Raw genomic sequence first — 16140 nt, 5'->3', positions numbered from 1 at the left:
TGATCCGTGGCTGAAATAAAAAAATGGCCCGGCAATGCGGGCCATGCGTACAACGTGCTTCTCGCTTAAGCGCTGAAGAAACCGCCGATGAAGCCGCCCACCAGGCCGAATACGCCGCCGATGGTGCCGCCCAGCGCGCCTAACATCTGGCTGCCCGCGTTATAGCCCGCGCTTGCGCCCTGAATAGCGGCAGCAAACGGATCCCAACCACCGATGATGGCCTGTGCTTTTTTGAAATCGATAACTTGCATGATACTTTTCCTGTAAACGTGAATTAGTTGTAGCTACCAACCAGCGCGCCCAGGAAGCCCATTGCGCCACCCAGAACTCCGCCAACCACACCGCCAACCATGCCCATGATGCTGGCGCCAGTGTCGTAACCCAGCTGTGCACCTTTAACCAGACCAGCGAACGGGTTTAACGCGCCGCCAATAATGTCTTTCGCTTCTACGAATGAAATCGCTTTCATTTTTATCTCCTGTAGTGATGGATCTTTAGCATGATGCTAAAGGCTAATTTCCTTTTATGAAGGAAAGCGGTTGCTACGGGCAGGTGGTCAGCGGAATGATTTTATTGCCATAAATAATCATTCGCCTTGCAGCCTGCCCGGCATTATCTATTTCCAGCCGTTGCCCTGGAGGAATATATTTTGAATTATTGTATTGCGTACTGCACCCGACCGAGGAAACATATTTAAAATAGGTATTCCCGGTATTACTCACCACCCCGTTGCTAAACGCATAATCAAAATGTCGTGTCCATGGACGGACAATCAAAATAGCCTCAAGCGAGACCACCACATCCGACTGGATGCGCTGGCCTTTGCGCGTGATGACCTTTGCCTGGAGCGGCGTCTCGGTGAATTTTACGCGATAGTATCGCTCTTTGTTGTCATGCGGGCCGGTATAGTAAAATTTAAAACCCGCGCGCTCACCGCTCCCCAGCGTTAATTGCTTAGGCGAATACATGACTTCGCCGTCTTTTATTTCGGTTTCTTTTCCCTTCTCTTTAGGAACGTCTACCTGAATAAGCGAAACGGTATAATTCTGACGTTCGCTGGTATCGTTTTTTATCGGCTGAAAAACAACTTCTCTTTCGGGAAGAAAATCAATATTCAGACTTTCGATAATTAAAGCATTTGCCCCTGTGGAAATGAAGCAATTTATTGCAAAAATAGCCAGGAATTTTCCAGTCATGGTTGATTAATTCCAGGATGCGCTAACATCTATTCTTCCCTGCGCGGTCACTTCGCCAAACCAGCTATTTCCGTCATAGGTGGTCTTCGATACCGGATTATCCATAACGAACTGGAGGATCAGCGGTGTTTTCCAGAGCCACATATCGGTCACGCCGGAACTCATTTTGTCCCACTCTTCCGCATGGGTGGCCGGCGCCGGGATCGACAGTACCTCGCCTTTACAGTTATGCGCCATGCGCGTCTGGCTTTTCCCCACCAGCACGTTGCCAGGAATGGGAACCGTAAAGCCGTTGCCGCTGAAGGCGCAGTAGTCCACCCCATTCAGGCTTTGAGTAGGCCCGGTGACTTTTACCGTGACCGCAATCGCCGCATCTTTTTGCGCCCCGCTGTAGGTGATGGTGTAGGGGATCTCAATGGGCGTTTCGCCGATGGCGCCTTTCCCGGAGCCGCCCAGACCGTCAGGATCGAGGGCGTAATCCGGGTTGTCGGGCGTAATCTCCAGCCCCGGCTGAATAGGGTTAATCACCAGGCCGCCCCCCGGCTGGAAGCAGAAATCCGCCGCCAGCGAGCTGTTGCCGGGCGTCAGGCACAGGCTGACGATATTGCCAATGCTGCTGCCGTCCCCCGCCTGCGCCACGCTCAGAATTAACGCTTTCGGCAAAAATATTTTAAGGTACGCTTTGCCGCCGTTTTTCTGCGGCGCCGCGAGGAAGGTGTTTGCCAGGACACGCGTATCACTCAGGATACCGCCGGAGATACTGTACCAGGTGTTTTCATCGAAGGTCAGCTCGGCGGCAAGCCCGGTGCCGCCGTTCATGTGCGATTGCAGCACGCTGTTGACGCGGGAAGAGGTGAGCGCCAGCCCCCCGTTGTAACCGGAGATATCTTCCCCAACAAACGTGTATTCAAGCAGGTCGCACAGCACGCCAGAGATCGTGTTGCGGGTGTATTTGGTGCAGGTGGCCCCCGTTGATCCATCGACTATCGTCACCTCGCCGCTGATCGGGTCAATCCCCAGGTTGAGCGCCCTGGAGTTGGTCATGGTCAGCGTGCCCACCTTGTGAAGCGTATTGGTGGTGGTCACTTTGTTGATGGAGCTGATTTGCGGCGTGGAGGTGATGGTCACTTCATCCCCTGGCGCGGCGTTGAGCAGATAGTTAAAGAACGGATCGCCCAGGACCCAGCGCCCGTATGACGTGCCGGGCTCCATCACCGGCGGCTTAACCACCATCGACGTATCGGTATAGCGGGTCGTCGGGGTGTACCCCGTGTTGCCGCAGGACGAGGAACACGCCGTCCCTTTAAAGAACGGAGAGGCGCTGGAACCGGTCACCGAAAAGTCGATGGTCAGCGCGCTGCCTGCCGGACCGCTGTAGCTGTTGTCCGGGATGTAAGTGGCGATACCGTTATTCGTTTTCGCGCTCAGCGTCGGCCACTCACGCGAACCGTGTAAAAACGCGGTCGAGGTGCTGTTCAGACTAAACAGCCCCGCGCTGTTTCCCGTACCGTTATTGTCCGGATTATTAATGGCGAAATAGGGCAGCTCCTGCGCATGGGCCACCGCGCTCATCAGCAGCAAATTAAGAGCGAATATCTTTTTCATCGTCACGTTCCTGCGTTCCTTTTGCTTCCTGCCAGACGAAATCGCCTTTGTCGCAGGAGATGTCCCCGAGCCACAGCGCACCGCGGTTAGACTCAATGTCCAGGCGCACTTCGCAGACGCTGTCGTCCGGCGTGGCGATACTCAGGACAGGGTTGTTCTTATCAACGTCGATCACGAAGCGTCCGTCGTTCTCCGTCCGGGTCAGCCCAACGTGGTTTTTGATCTGCGTGGCGCCAATCGGATTGCCGTTTGCATCCACAAGGCGGCCAAACAGGGTGACGATTTTCTTCACCTGCGGCTTCATCACCACGGTATTGCCCGGATAAACCGTGATATGGCGACGCGCATTCGCGCCAATCTCATAGCTTTCCGTACCGGTTTCACTGTTCATCACTTCCAGGTCATAAGCCTGGTATGCCGGCAGCGACAGCCAGGTTTTATCCCCTTTGATGCGTTCTGCCCGGCCATTAAGCTTCAGGGTCAGCGCTTCATCAGATTTGAGACCGGTACTGACAATCACCCCTGCGCTTTCGGTGCCTTTCCCGGCGGCGATGGCCTCTTTGGACCAGCCCACGCTGCCGTCACTGGTCAGCGTGGAGTTCCATCCTTTACTCATGCCGCTCTGGACGCTGAGGATGTTGCTGTTCCACGGCGTGTCGAAGTTCACGCTGCCGCCGCCGCTTACGCTGCGATCCTGGCGGCTGTTAAAGGCTTTCGAGACGTTGGCGGTGGCCGATTTCAGGTAATCGCCTTCAAACTGGCGGCTGGCGCTGACGTTCAGCGCCGTGCCGGTATCGCGATTGTGGGAAACGCCAACCGACACGGTATTGCCGAGCGGTATGGCGAAATCGAGCATCACGTAGCGATCTTTCTCTTCGTAATACCCGTCGTATTTGTTGCGCGACATCCCCACCCGCAGGCGCGCCGTACCGTAGCGACCGGCGTATAACCCCTGGGAGTAGTCCAGCTGATAGCGTTTATAGCGATAGAGGTCGTCCTCCTGACGCATCAGGCTCAGGTTGCCCGCTGAGGGCAGGCCGAACGACGGCAGGCTAAAGGAGGCGCCCCAGGTGTTGCCCTTGCTCTCATAGATATCGAGGAACTTGCCGCTGGAGAGCTGTTCATGGGAGTACCAGACCGAACCGATCTGCCACGGCAGGCTGAGATTCGCGCCGTAGTTGGCGCGGTACGTTCCGTCGGAGGCGGCCATGGTCTGGGTATTCACCGAGAAATAGCCCGTCAGGTTCAGGGAGGCCCACAGCTCGCTGACGATGTGTTCCCGCATCATGTAGGTGGAGGCGTTCCAGTCGACCATCCCGCTGCGCTTGCTGAACGAGGCCCCCACCAGCGACATGGTGTCTTTATGTTTGGTGTCGTAATCGTAGTAGTAGGTGTTGTCCTGCTCGTTTTTGTGTTTCGCGTATTTTTTATAATTGACGACGGATTTATCGCGGCTATACATCCCGCCCCACATCTGCCAGCGCAGCGTTTCCGACACGTTGCTGGAGAACGACTTATTCACGGTGTACATGCTACGCGACACGGTGCGGCTTCCGCTCACCACCTCAACTTCGATGCTGTAGATCCCGTAGGGCAGGCTGCTGGTGTCAATTTCATGGTTGCCGACGTCAAAGCGCTGAATCCCGATAAGCTGCCCGTCACGACGAATACGGGCCTCGCCCGCCGTGGGGAAATAGACCACCACAGGCGTCAGAGAGAGCGTGTTATCGCGCTTACGGGAGTTGGCCTGGTTACCCATGGAAACGCCGTAGACTTCACCGCCGGAAATCCCGCTGACGCTCGCCAGAGACTGCATCGCCCAGCCGTTCAGCATGCCCGCGGCGTAGCGCATCCCCTGATAGTCGCGCTCCCACATAACCGCATTCATCTGGGTATCGCTGCTGCTCTCGTTGACGTAGCCAGAGCCGTCGATCAGCACATGATCAACGCCCATTGAGATCCAGTTTCTTGCGTTCAGATAGCCCGACGACCAGCTGTCACCGTAGCCGCTCTCGGTGTGATACGCCCCGAGGTTGTAGGAGAACGTGCCGCTCAGGTCGTCAGACTCCGGCGCATCAATGTCCACCTCACGCGGGCGAATATTCACCCCGTAGTCGCTCTGCGACAGATTCAGCAACAGGCGCATTTTTTTCTGATCCAGCTCGAACGCGGACCCCGTACTTACCGGAATGCGCATCTGGTCATCAAACTGCTTGTCGTTAATGCTCTGCAATAACGTTCTCATCTCTTTTGACAGACGAATGCCGTTATCAGACTCCTGGACCTGAACGTCCCTCAGCCCCAGCTTCAGATCTTTTGCAAAGAGCGTCACGTCACCGATACGAACATATTCGCTCGCCGTGCCTTCGTGGTTCCCTTGTTGTGCTGAGTGTGAACGCGTATTCACCAGATAGACGGGAATTTTGATCCCCTGCTCCAGCAGTGCATAAAGCGAGTCGGGAAAACGGTAATTAGCGATAACCACGGAGCTTGAGGCTGCATGCGCAAGCGCGGGCAGCGTGCCGGATGCGCAAGCCATCATCACCGGCAACACTAATTTATTTTTCACCATGCATCCTTACTTAACAGGTATGAACTGTTTCAGGTCCCATATTCCGAGATGAAAATGGTTATCCGTAACGTTGATATCCTCGATAGCGCGCGAGGTATCCGGCATCAGGTAGAAGTTTTTGGTACACGGCGTAGTCGGTGATTCCGGATTCGGCTTCAGGCAGGTTCCGGTCGCATTGACGCGAAAAGCGGTGTTGCCCTTATTCGTTATTTTTCCCGCCACATAGACGAAGTCGATCTTCTTATCACGGGGCTGAACCACCAGAATGGTGCTCACCACCGCGCGCGTCATCCCGGTACCGTTTTTTGGTGAACCGCTGTCCACCTCTTCGCTCACCCCTTCATCCGTGAAGGTAATGCGGTAGTAACGCTCTTTGTTATCGGCGTTCCCGTGATAGTAAAATTTGACAATATTGCTGGTACCGGCGGGCATTACCATGCGCGTGGGCGTCAGCAACAGCTCGTCCACTTTCTCCGGATTAATGACGATCCCTTCATCCATTGGGCTGCTGATCCGCTGTGCGCGAACAGAAACAATACGCACGCTGTCTGCTTCGTTTTTTATTTCCTTGGCGGTGGAGTCAGCATCCGCAGGAATAATGGTGGTGACTTTTCCCACATTAATGGCCAGCGCGGAGGAAGAGATAAATAATAAAAATAAGAAGGCGGATTTGAGGTTAAACATGCTATTTCCCTAAACAGGGGCTTGCGCCCCTGGATCGATCAGGCCTTAGCCCCAGGTTGCGCGGAACGCAACAGATACGGTCCCTTCCCACAGGCTGTTGGTCAGGTCTTTGAACTCTTTCGCAGTACCCGCGTTGTCCTGAGCGGAGTCAACGTAGAAGACGAATTTGTCCTGGCCGGTAATTTCGGTATCTGCCGCCGCGCCTGCGCTGGTGGTCAGGTTCCACAGGCCAGAAGAGACGCCGGTGTTAGAAGAAGAATCAACCAGCGTGGTCCATGCGGTTGATTTCGCCCCCACGGTGCCACCGATAGAGCCCAGGTCGTTACCGCCCCAACGCGCACCCACTTTCAGCTTGGTCGCTTCACCGCCCACGCTGAACAGCGTGTTGTTTGAATCGTCGAGGATAGCTTCGAGTTTGAAGCTGGTCGCCGTAGAGTGATCGCCACGGATAGCCACATCAAACAGACCGGTATCGGTGTTGAAAGATTTGGTATTGGCGCTGTAAACGAAGTTCAAAGCACGCGTTGGCGTAACAACCAGGTCGGATTCGCTGTCTTTGGTCGCGGTTGCCTGCCAGGTGGCAGAAGCCGTCGTTTCTGCTGCATTAACTGCGCTCAGGGCAGAAACAGACAACAGGGAGCCCAGAACGATAGCGTTCAGTTTGTTCATTTATTTAGTCCTTCAAAAAAGAATCCACGTGTATAAAAAGGGGAGCCCCTTTTTCGAGGCGGAGTATAGACAGCCGCAAAATAACGAGGCAATACAGAAAAATTCACTCGCCGGAGAATAACAATAAAAATATAAATAAATTTCTCGTATCTTATTGTTACATATTGAGTAAATCACTCAATTTCCCGAGCAATAGATAAATATCGATTTTTCAATAAAGAGAAATATCAGGACGTCGGAACAGCCACACACATCATTACAGGCAAAACCAGCCCCTTAATTAACCAGGCGTGCGGTTTAACGCGGGTAATATAGAAGAAGTTGATATTATCAAGTAACATTTCGTTTACAACGCCATCCGGCGCCGCATCATCTTCAGACTTATTCAGCTTTTTATCCTTAATATAAAAGATATTGCTTCCGTCGACTTTTTCCACGCTGAGCGTGTAATTTCTGTCAATCAGGTAGCTTTTGCCCTCTTTCTTGAGTACGCCTTTATGAATAACCGTCACAACATCTTTGTTGTTAAACAGGAAAAGCGTGGTTAGCGACATATCGGTTAACTCACCCGTGGAATAGGTTTTCCAGGAAATGGTATCTGACTGGCAGCCAAACCCCTCATCCTGCGTTCTGGTAAAATAGATCCACAACAACGCGATGGCAGACAGCGCCAGTACGATACTGAACAGTACACTCATTTTAGTCCTTGACATATTTTAACTCCCGGTCAGGCTTCTGTAAGAAATGCAGTTCTTATAATCGTCGATACTGTCCTGCTGATAACAGATGGCCAGGAAATAATTTTCTATCTGCGACTTTTTAAACCTGGAATAGTAAGCATCTGCAACCTGGTGTTGACAGTCGATATGTTGACTGGCAATGACCTCTTTTACGTGATTAAAGTAGTGCTGTCGCGGCTGATACATATTCTTATCGATCAGGTACACCGTACACCGGTCCACTTTACCGAGCAGATGCATATCAGAATCTTTCAGGCTCTCGGCATAGGAATCCCTTTGGTGCAACAGTAAAACAGCGGTGCCGATAACGGTAATCAGTAATAACGTGCAAAGAGAAATAAAGAGTCTGTGCAGCGATATTAATTGTTTAGGCGGATCGGCATCTTTCTTATGCGCTAGCGTATCGAATGCTTCAGAGGCAGATTGCTCACTAAGCGTTGAAACGACCGGCGGCCTGACCGTGTGATGTTCAATATGCGCGGCAAGGCTAAATCCCTTGCCACGTATCGTTTTTATCAGTAAAGGATCGCATCCTAATGTACGAAATGCTTTTCTGATTTCACTTATGGCAACATTCAGACTCACCGAAGAACCAGAGAAACCATGATCCTCCCAGACCTTCTTTATCAGGTCGTCTCTGTCGAGAGTTTTACCATTATTGATGATAAGTTCATAAAGCAGACGACCCGCCTGGTTAGATAACTTAATGGATGACTCTTCCTCTCCATTAATCATGATCATACCGGTGTCGACTTCATAAAGCATTGTAAGATCAATGAGATACTTCATATTATTATTACGCCATTGTTAAAATTATGTGCATTTGCCAGGCAATAATAAGTCTAAAGTTTGTGTGGTCAAGTCGCGTGATATTAATTGAGAGATGAATTCATAAAGCTTCATTAATTAACAATTATTAAATCATTAATAAAAATATTCGAACTAACGCATTTAGGTTAAAACATTAAAAAAAACTAACTCGCAAGATTATAATCTTAAACTTTAGAAGTTGTTGGAATAATGTTTTGTTATGTACTTTTTTAGTGCAACATAATATCGTCAAAGCATTCTCCCGAGTCGCCATGCGTCTAGCCGGTACATCAGGGACATGTGTAGCCGATTAACATTCATTTTAAATAACACAAATCTTCATGGAGTTTATCATGTTCAAATCGATCATGACCGTATCACTGCTGGCCGCCGCTATTGCTTCTACCAGCGCAGTTGCCGCAGACAATTCAGCGGGTGGTATCATTAACTTTACCGGCGCTATTACCGATACAACCTGTACCATTAACGGCGGTAAAAGCGCGGACTTTACCGTTGCGCTTTCCCCTATTTCGGTAAAAGATGCAGGCACCACGGTTGGCCTGATCACTAAGAATAAAAAATCTATTGCGCTGACGTTCTCAGGTTGTTCACCAGCAGCCGGAACAACCGGTACCCCGCTGAAAGTGTATTTCTCCAGCGCGGATAATATTTCCACTGACGGTAAATACCTGCTGAATAACAGCGTGAACGAAAGCGATGCCAGTGTGGCACGTAATGTCGGTTTTGCGTTAGTGGAGCCAGGTTCGTCTACGCCAATTACCCTGAACCAGCCTTACACTACGGATATTATGGGTACAGCGACCGCGCCAGATTCCGAGACGCTGACGCTGGATGTTTATTACTATAAAACGAACGCCGCTGCCGCCACCGTGGGCGAGTTAAGCTCCAACGTAACGTATACCATTTCCTACCTGTAATAATGATTATTCAGGCTCTGTTTTCGCAGAGCCTGTATTTAAGGTTGCAATCATGCGCAAGGCAATTTTGCTGGCAGGCTTACTGCTAAGCACCGGTCACTCATGGGCCAATATTGTCATTAATGGCACCCGTGTCCTTTATCCTGAAAATAACAAAGAGGTGATCGTCCAGTTAATGAATACGGGCGATGCGCCTGCTCTGGTGCAATCCTGGATAGATGACGGTGATATTAATTCCACGCCGGAAACAGCCAATGTGCCGTTTCTGCTGTCGCCGCCGGTGATAAAAGTTAACGAACATAATGGCCAACAGCTTCGTATTAAAAAGCTGCCGTCCAGCTTGCCTGCGGATCGCGAATCCGTCTTTTTCCTGAATGTCCTCGACATTCCGCCCAGACCTGAAAATCTGCAAAATCAGAATACCGTTCAGCTGGCGATTAAATCCCGTATCAAACTTTTTTACCGGCCCGCTGCGCTGAAAGGCACGCTGGATGACGCGGTGGCGAAACTGACGCTCGCCGCCGAAGGCGATCGCTTTCGCATTACAAATAACAGTCCGTTCCATATTACGGTCGCCAATATTTCGCTGGGTAAAACGAAAATGCTCCAGGAGTCCCCGATGGTTTCCCCGTTTGGGCAGCTGACGGTCGCCGCAAAAAATACGGTTAAGCGCGGACAGACCTTCCAGCTGATGTATGTGGACGATCTTGGCGCGTATAAAACCCGGACTTTCACCAGTCAGTGATCGGAAAGACTCACCATGAAAATGAAACAAAACAGACTCTGTCTGCTGGCAGTCTGCACGCTTCTGCTTTCGCATAAATCAGGGGCCGTCTCGTTTGATCCCTCCCTGCTTGCTGGCGCATCCGGTGAGTCCGATCTGTCTCGCTTTTCCGAAAACAACGCCATGCCTGCCGGCAATCAGGAGATGGATATCTACGTAAACGGCAGCTGGAAGGGACGTTATACCGTCATCTACGGCGAGCAGCGTGACGACATCCGCCTTGCCTGGAAAGATGCCCGGTCGCTTGGCATCAACACCACGTCCGTACCTGCGCCCGCCATTGCGCACGGGCAGGTGCAGCTGCGCGATCTGGTTCAGGGCAGTGAAGTCAAAACCGATACCAGCACCCTGAGTCTGGCGCTTACCGTTCCGCAGGCGGCTGTGCTGCGTACTGAAGAAGGTTACATTGCCCCCCAGTTTTGGGATGAGGGGATCCCGGCGCTGATGCTCTCGTGGAACACGACCTGGTATAACACCCGTGCAAAAGGCGCTGCGAAAGACACAAATGATGATTTTTATGCCGGGCTGGATTCCGGCGCCAACCTGTTCGGCTGGCAGTTTCGCGACAGCAGCGCCTGGCGGAAAACGGCCAGCGGAGAGAGTAGCTGGCAGAATAATACCCGCTACCTGCGCCGTCCCCTGGCCTCGCTGAAATCCAACCTGACGCTGGGTGACTTTTATATTCCTGGCGATCTGTTTGATTCCCTGCGCGTGCGCGGCGTGTCGCTGGCGTCGGACATGAAGATGCGCCCAAATTCACAGCAGGGTTTTTCACCGGTGGTTCACGGCGTGGCACGGACGAACGCCCTGGTGAAAGTTATCCAGAATGGCAACGTGATCTATCAGGAGAACGTACCGCCGGGCCAGTTTACCCTCGACAGCATTCAGCCTACCGGCTCTGCGGGCGATTTGCTGGTGGTGGTGCGTGAAGCGGACGGTTCACAGCAGTCCTTCACGGTGCCGTTTTCCGCCGTGCCCGGGATGCTAAAAGAAGGGGTGAGTCAGTACAGCGTGGTGGCGGGTAAAGTGCACCAGAACACGCTCGATGCCGAACCCGCATTCATGCAGGCCACGCTGCGCTACGGGTTTAATAACCTCATCACCGGGTATACCGGGACGATTATTAGCGATAACTACCAGGCCGGGCTTGTCGGTACCGGGTGGAACCTTCCGTTTGGCGCGGTCTCGTTTGATGTCACCCACGCCAAAACCACCCTACAGGATCGCACCAGCAGCGGTCAGAGTTATCGCGTGTCGTACAGCAAATTTATCGATACCACCGCCACCAACTTCACCCTGGCGGCATATCGCTATTCCACTAAAGGCTATTACAGCTTCAGCGACGCGCTCTATTCGCGCGAAGGGTATCAGCGCCTGAGAGCGCAGTACGACGACTATGAAGATCGGTTTGGCGTTGCGCCCGACATGTCGCTAAGCACCTGGGATGCCCTGCGCGCGGCGCAGCCCAAGAATACCTTTACGCTTAACCTTAATCAGCGCCTGCTCAATAACTGGGGCACGGTATTTGTCTCCGGCACACAGCGCGATTACTGGAACTCACAGCAAACCACGCGCGAATACCAGATGGGCTATTCCAACGCCATCGGCCGCGCCAGCTATACCCTGTCGGCCAGCCGGGTACGGAACAGGGACAGTGAAGAAGAGACGCGCCTTTACCTCTCCCTCAGCCTGCCGTTCTCGCTGTTTGATAATAATGCCTGGATCACCTCCAGCCTGACGGCCAGCGATTCGCATTACGAGCAGAGCAATATCAGCATGAGCGGGAACGCGCTGGCGTCGAACCGACTGAGCTACACCCTCTCCGGCAGTAATGCGCGGGGGGGTAAAAATGCGGCAAGCGTTAACGCCGCGTACCGTTCGAACTTCGCGACACTCGGTGGCTCTTACAGCGAATCCTCCGACTACCGCCAGACCGGGCTCAGCGGACGGGGAAGCCTGGTGGCCTACCCGTGGCACGTTCTCGCCTCAAACGAAACCGGCACAACCATGACTATCGTCGATGCGCCAAAAGCGGAGGGACTGATGGTGAACGGCGATGAAAGCATTATGACGAACCGCGATGGCGTGGCGCTGGTGCCTTACGCCACCCCGTATCGCAAAAACGCCATTACGTTATCGCAAACGGAAAACAGCGCTGGCGCGGAGGTGATCGGCAACATGGCTAACGTGGCCCCTTACGACGGGGCGGTGAGCTACATCCGCTTCGAAACCGACAAACGCCAGTCATGGGTACTTCATGCGACGCGTGCCGACGGCAAACCGCTGCCCTTTGGTACCGAAGTGCTGGATGAACACGGTGAATCTGTCGGGTATGTCGGCCAGGCCAGCGTACTGTATATCCGCGCTGAACAGCCGCCACGCGCGCTCAACGTGCATCTCCGCGGCGGGAAGTGCGAAATCTCCGCCCCAGCCTGGGGGCTGAACAGCCCCTCATCGGTTTGCCATTAATTACGGATTATCAAAATGTTACGATCATTCATATTCCTGCTCCTCTCCAGTATTAGTGGGATGAGCTATGCCACCTGCTCCGGCAGCAGCATCGTTTATGGCACACCGATTACCATTGATTTATCGGATAAGCTGAGCCCGGCCACGCCCACATGGACCGGCAGCTTCAGCACCCAGTACAGCGGCTCTTTCAACTGTACGACGGGTAACAGTGAATTTTCTTACACACCGATCCTCTCGACCGACAGCAAATACGCGACCATCCTCGGGTTCAGCAATAACAAGTATATGGTGCGGGCGGAGATCACCAATCCCCCGGCCAATAAAACCCTGACTGCCAGCGGTAGCCATACGGCGTCTGAGCTGAACACACCGTTTACGGTTCGCTTCACCCTCGTTAACCAGAGCGGCACTACCCTGACGGGGGATACGGCGAACATGAGCGACGTTCTGTTCGTCAGCGACATGAGTGGGTTATCCTTCTGGGAAATCATCACCTGGCCAATCAATCAGGTCATCAAGATAGCGCAGTGGTTATTCAGCGGGTTCAAGTGGCCTTACGACAACCGGGATATGTTTGGTCAGCCGATGATCATCAAATACGCGCCAAAACTGACTACCTGTTCCTTTGATAATGCGGGGCTGACCGTAGCGCTGCCGACGCTCGGCATTCCCCAGCTCAGTGCATCCTCACAGCCGGGGCTGACGCCTTTTTCACTGAACATGAGCTGTCAGAACGTCGGGGTTAACGGCAATTCCGATCGGGCAATTGAGATGTTTCTGTCCAGCACGCAGCTGCTCTCAACCGACAGCTCGGTGCTGATCGACAGCGGCAGTAGCGCGGCGCAGGGCGTGGGGCTACGCCTGATAAAACGTGACGCCCCACAAACGCCTGTGACCTTCTCTACCTCAACCACCAGCCGTGGCAACGCCACGATGATTTTCAGCGTGGCGGCTGGCGCGGCGCTGGACGAACATTTCACCCTTCCGATGGCGGCGTACTATTACGTGTGGGCGCCCGCCCAGGTGAGCCAGGGTAAGATCAATACATCGGCTACGCTGAATATTATCTATCCCTGATGTGAGCTATTTATCCATCTTTCCAACCGCTTGCACATACTTAATCAGTTCGCTGTGGTTGGAAAGATTCAGCTTTTTCATCGCATTGTGCTTCTGCGTCGCAATGGTACTGACCGAACGGTTTCGATGACGGGCAATCTCCGTCGTTGAAAATCCTTCCACGATAAGATGGAGCACCTCCCACTCTCTGGCCGAGAGGATGGAGCGCGCCCGGGAACCGGACCGCATTACCCGCCTGAGCCACGAAGAGATCGACGGTGTTTGCCCGTCTGCCATGAGCAACGCGGGTAATTCTTTTTTCAGTTCAGTCAATTCATCCTGCTGACTGATGGTTAATTCAAATTTCATCTCCAGAACTTTTTTTAACAGCCCGTAAGGCAGCTCGGGCACCAACAGAACACGCCTGACGTGATGGGTTTTACATAAAGATGTAAAACGGCTGCTGACCTCCGCACTCCACTCTTTATGATTAAGCAGATAATTAAATTCAGTGAAGAAAACATCCACGTTATTATCCGCCACCGCCGCCAGCGCCTGTTCAGTGGAATCGACCTGAGTAATGTTCAGTACGTAATCGGGTAAAAGATCATGGAGCGCCCGGAATATTATCTCTTTAAATATATTTATTTTGTAAAACACCATTACCTTTACGATACGTTCAGTATTATTCATGTCTTTTCTAAATTCTCGTGACCGGAGGAAAATGATAATAGTTTATGTACTCATCACTCACAACCTCTTCACGCCAGGATTTTATCCTTCTCAGGCTTAAAAATCTGAACAAGGACATTAAATTTATAGAAAAAATTCTATTTTATTCTGCACGCCGTTTCCTCTTGCAGATAAAGCCTTGTCGATAACCCTGCCGCGATCACAATTTTTCTTTCAGGAATAACAGTAAACCACTGAAAAAACGGTGGATAAACCCCATCAATCAACCTTCTGATGCTTATTAACCGCCCATTCACAGAATAAAAATCTGGCATGAATATTATTAGAAGATTAAAACAATTGCATATACCATTAAAACCATTTTTCAATTTTATCTTCCTCTAATAATTGGCATCGGCTTTACTCGACGGTTTGTATTGGCTTACATTGATGCCATCGCATCGCGTTATTTAAAAAGTGCTCGCCATTCTTTTAATAAGAGAGTGCGAACCGCCATTTTCTCTTATATGGACTGTTTACTCAGCGAAAGGAGAATGCCAATGCAAAATAAAAAAACAATTCACGTTGCCGTTGTTGACAGCTGCGAATTCACGATGATTGGCCTGCAATCGCTCGGAAAGCGTGAGCCTGATGAAAAACACGACGTTATTTTCCATGGGTTTACCCATATCGAAGAACTTGCTATGAGTGAACAACTCTTTGATATCATCATTTATGATCCGTTGAATACGCGTCATTTCCGGGTGACGACGAATGACGACATTCTCTGTATTAAACAGAAACAAGTGACGGCGAAGATCTATATCTATTCGTTATCCGCTGGCTATTTGAAATTCAAACATGTTGATGGGGTAATCAGCAAAAGAGTCTCCCTGGGGGATATCAAAGCGCTGTGGCAAATACTGATGAGCCAGACGCCGCAAGAGTCTGGTCGTTACAACGTAGGCATGACTACCCGCTTACGCACCCCGGCGAGGCTGTCCAGCGAGGAGGCCAGCGTATTGCGCGGCTATTCCTGTAATCTCAAAACCAAGCAAATCGCCCGTCAGCTGGGGTGTAACGTCAGGCTGGTTTACTTTTATAAAAACAACGCCATGAACAAGCTTAAGGCCGTGCGTGGCCCCTCGTTTTACCAGAGCATTCGCTGGATCCTGAATTAAGAATTTGACCGTGTGTCGTTTGCCTTTTGTTCCCGTGTCCGCGGGAACCTTTTTTTCATTTCCTGAAGGCTGTTCCATGTATACCGTTCTTCCCTCTCCCCTGTTGCAACGTATCTCAGGGCTGCGATTCCAGCCGCTTGTCGATCTTCATTCGGGCCAGATGTTCGCGCATGAAGTTCTCGTGGAGATCCATAACGTCAATCTGGAGATATTGTTTGCTTCTCTGCCTTCGCGCAGCGCGCTGCAAATCTTCTTCTGGCAGGCCAACACCCTGTTACAGATACCCGCCCGGGACGCTTACTGGCTAAACCTTCCGGCAGAGCACCTTCTCGACGAACGCGCTATCCGGTTGTTGCTGGCGTTACGCCATCAGCAGCGGTTAACGATTGAAATTCAGGATCCTCTCACCATCACACGGCTGAGTAAGGCTGAGCAACATCGTCTTCATGCCACGCTTGTTCGGTTAAAAGAGGCGGGATGGCAAATCTGGCTGGACGATTTAACCCGGGAGTTGGCTGAGGCGTTCGCGCGGCTTGCGCTGCCGCTGGATGGGGTAAAAATTGACCGCTCAGCGCTGCGCGAGCGAGCGCCGCTTGCCCCGTTTGTGCAGGAGGTCAGGGCAGGTATCGCGCAATCAATTCTTATCGAAGGCATCGAGAATTCGCGGGATCTGGCGCGCGCCCGCACGTCTGGCGCACAGTCTGGCCAGGGTTTTCTGTGGCCCGAAAGCCGCACCGATGCCCGCGTAAAGCTGTGAGGGC

The 16140-nt window shown here is 52.1% G+C and carries 16 protein-coding genes; 6 read left to right on the top strand and 10 right to left on the bottom strand.

The window, feature by feature from the left end:
- Positions 1-65: 65 nt before the first annotated feature.
- The 9 genes from HWQ15_RS08545 to HWQ15_RS08505 form a co-directional block, all read right to left on the bottom strand.
- Positions 66-251: a hypothetical protein gene (locus tag HWQ15_RS08545; RefSeq protein WP_001196016.1), complete on the bottom strand. Its 186-nt coding sequence runs from the start codon at positions 249-251 to the stop codon at positions 66-68.
- 23 nt (positions 252-274) lie between these two features.
- On the bottom strand, positions 275-469 hold the full coding sequence (locus HWQ15_RS08540) for a hypothetical protein (protein ID WP_022646586.1): 195 nt from the start codon (positions 467-469) through the stop codon (positions 275-277).
- 73 nt (positions 470-542) lie between these two features.
- The gene (locus HWQ15_RS08535) at positions 543-1196 is read right to left on the bottom strand and encodes a hypothetical protein (protein WP_006812468.1); all 654 of its coding nucleotides are present in this window, start codon (positions 1194-1196) and stop codon (positions 543-545) included.
- Between the two features lie 6 nt (positions 1197-1202).
- Positions 1203-2801, bottom strand: coding sequence for a hypothetical protein (locus HWQ15_RS08530; protein WP_022646584.1), 1599 nt, complete (start codon positions 2799-2801; stop codon positions 1203-1205).
- A complete protein-coding gene (locus tag HWQ15_RS08525) occupies positions 2779-5373 on the bottom strand; it encodes a CS1-pili formation C-terminal domain-containing protein (RefSeq protein WP_176587385.1) in 2595 nt (864 codons plus the stop codon). Before HWQ15_RS08525 ends, HWQ15_RS08530 begins: the two co-directional genes overlap by 23 nt.
- 6 nt (positions 5374-5379) lie before the next feature.
- Positions 5380-6057: a fimbria/pilus periplasmic chaperone gene (locus HWQ15_RS08520; RefSeq protein WP_022646582.1), complete on the bottom strand. Its 678-nt coding sequence runs from the start codon at positions 6055-6057 to the stop codon at positions 5380-5382.
- 45 nt (positions 6058-6102) lie between these two features.
- Complete coding sequence (locus tag HWQ15_RS08515; RefSeq protein WP_003860995.1) at positions 6103-6726, bottom strand: common pilus major fimbrillin subunit EcpA; 624 nt, start codon at positions 6724-6726, stop codon at positions 6103-6105.
- A gap of 227 nt (positions 6727-6953) precedes the next feature.
- Entirely contained in the window at positions 6954-7424 is a 471-nt protein-coding gene (locus HWQ15_RS08510; RefSeq protein ID WP_022646581.1) for a hypothetical protein, read from the bottom strand.
- Positions 7425-7442: 18 nt separating this feature from the next.
- A complete protein-coding gene (locus tag HWQ15_RS08505) occupies positions 7443-8255 on the bottom strand; it encodes a winged helix-turn-helix domain-containing protein (protein WP_022646580.1) in 813 nt (270 codons plus the stop codon).
- 374 nt (positions 8256-8629) lie between these two features.
- Here HWQ15_RS08505 and HWQ15_RS08500 point away from each other — a divergent pair, with 374 nt between their 5' ends.
- From HWQ15_RS08500 to HWQ15_RS08485, 4 genes are read left to right on the top strand one after another with little or no spacing between them, the layout of a single operon-like run.
- On the top strand, positions 8630-9214 hold the full coding sequence (locus HWQ15_RS08500) for a fimbrial protein (protein ID WP_022646579.1): 585 nt from the start codon (positions 8630-8632) through the stop codon (positions 9212-9214).
- Positions 9215-9266: 52 nt separating this feature from the next.
- The gene (locus tag HWQ15_RS08495; RefSeq protein WP_048966525.1) at positions 9267-9959 is read left to right on the top strand and encodes a molecular chaperone; all 693 of its coding nucleotides are present in this window, start codon (positions 9267-9269) and stop codon (positions 9957-9959) included.
- Positions 9960-9974: 15 nt separating this feature from the next.
- Positions 9975-12467, top strand: a complete 2493-nt coding sequence (locus HWQ15_RS08490; protein WP_048966524.1) for a fimbria/pilus outer membrane usher protein — start codon at positions 9975-9977, stop codon at positions 12465-12467.
- 15 nt (positions 12468-12482) lie between these two features.
- On the top strand, positions 12483-13547 hold the full coding sequence (locus HWQ15_RS08485) for a fimbrial protein (RefSeq protein WP_045308241.1): 1065 nt from the start codon (positions 12483-12485) through the stop codon (positions 13545-13547).
- Positions 13548-13553: 6 nt separating this feature from the next.
- Here the strand turns inward: HWQ15_RS08485 and HWQ15_RS08480 are convergent, their stop codons facing one another.
- Positions 13554-14189, bottom strand: a complete 636-nt coding sequence (locus HWQ15_RS08480) for a LuxR C-terminal-related transcriptional regulator (protein ID WP_048966560.1) — start codon at positions 14187-14189, stop codon at positions 13554-13556.
- Positions 14190-14758: 569 nt separating this feature from the next.
- Here HWQ15_RS08480 and HWQ15_RS08475 point away from each other — a divergent pair.
- Positions 14759-15379, top strand: a complete 621-nt coding sequence (locus tag HWQ15_RS08475) for a LuxR C-terminal-related transcriptional regulator (protein ID WP_015570093.1) — start codon at positions 14759-14761, stop codon at positions 15377-15379.
- Between the two features lie 76 nt (positions 15380-15455).
- Positions 15456-16136: an EAL domain-containing protein gene (locus HWQ15_RS08470; RefSeq protein WP_048966523.1), complete on the top strand. Its 681-nt coding sequence runs from the start codon at positions 15456-15458 to the stop codon at positions 16134-16136.
- Positions 16137-16140 lie beyond the last annotated feature (4 nt).

It is taken from the genome of Enterobacter sp. DSM 30060 (assembly GCF_013375955.1).
Lineage (GTDB): Bacteria > Pseudomonadota > Gammaproteobacteria > Enterobacterales > Enterobacteriaceae > Enterobacter > Enterobacter intestinihominis.
The sequence above is the reverse complement of the archived record's forward strand: the minus strand, read 5'-3'. Positions and strand labels throughout refer to the sequence as shown.

Bases quoted from the DNA above. Each gene is read 5' to 3' on its own strand.
- HWQ15_RS08545 (WP_001196016.1), bottom strand. From the start codon at position 251: ATGCAAGTTATCGATTTCAAAAAAGCACAGGCCATCATCGGTGGTTGG.
- HWQ15_RS08540 (WP_022646586.1), bottom strand. From the start codon at position 469: ATGAAAGCGATTTCATTCGTAGAAGCGAAAGACATTATTGGCGGCGCG.
- HWQ15_RS08535 (WP_006812468.1), bottom strand. From the start codon at position 1,196: ATGACTGGAAAATTCCTGGCTATTTTTGCAATAAATTGCTTCATTTCC.
- HWQ15_RS08530 (WP_022646584.1), bottom strand. From the start codon at position 2,801: ATGAAAAAGATATTCGCTCTTAATTTGCTGCTGATGAGCGCGGTGGCC.
- HWQ15_RS08525 (WP_176587385.1), bottom strand. From the start codon at position 5,373: ATGGTGAAAAATAAATTAGTGTTGCCGGTGATGATGGCTTGCGCATCC.
- HWQ15_RS08520 (WP_022646582.1), bottom strand. From the start codon at position 6,057: ATGTTTAACCTCAAATCCGCCTTCTTATTTTTATTATTTATCTCTTCC.
- HWQ15_RS08515 (WP_003860995.1), bottom strand. From the start codon at position 6,726: ATGAACAAACTGAACGCTATCGTTCTGGGCTCCCTGTTGTCTGTTTCT.
- HWQ15_RS08510 (WP_022646581.1), bottom strand. From the start codon at position 7,424: ATGAGTGTACTGTTCAGTATCGTACTGGCGCTGTCTGCCATCGCGTTG.
- HWQ15_RS08505 (WP_022646580.1), bottom strand. From the start codon at position 8,255: ATGAAGTATCTCATTGATCTTACAATGCTTTATGAAGTCGACACCGGT.
- HWQ15_RS08500 (WP_022646579.1), top strand. From the start codon at position 8,630: ATGTTCAAATCGATCATGACCGTATCACTGCTGGCCGCCGCTATTGCT.
- HWQ15_RS08495 (WP_048966525.1), top strand. From the start codon at position 9,267: ATGCGCAAGGCAATTTTGCTGGCAGGCTTACTGCTAAGCACCGGTCAC.
- HWQ15_RS08490 (WP_048966524.1), top strand. From the start codon at position 9,975: ATGAAAATGAAACAAAACAGACTCTGTCTGCTGGCAGTCTGCACGCTT.
- HWQ15_RS08485 (WP_045308241.1), top strand. From the start codon at position 12,483: ATGTTACGATCATTCATATTCCTGCTCCTCTCCAGTATTAGTGGGATG.
- HWQ15_RS08480 (WP_048966560.1), bottom strand. From the start codon at position 14,189: ATGGTGTTTTACAAAATAAATATATTTAAAGAGATAATATTCCGGGCG.
- HWQ15_RS08475 (WP_015570093.1), top strand. From the start codon at position 14,759: ATGCAAAATAAAAAAACAATTCACGTTGCCGTTGTTGACAGCTGCGAA.
- HWQ15_RS08470 (WP_048966523.1), top strand. From the start codon at position 15,456: ATGTATACCGTTCTTCCCTCTCCCCTGTTGCAACGTATCTCAGGGCTG.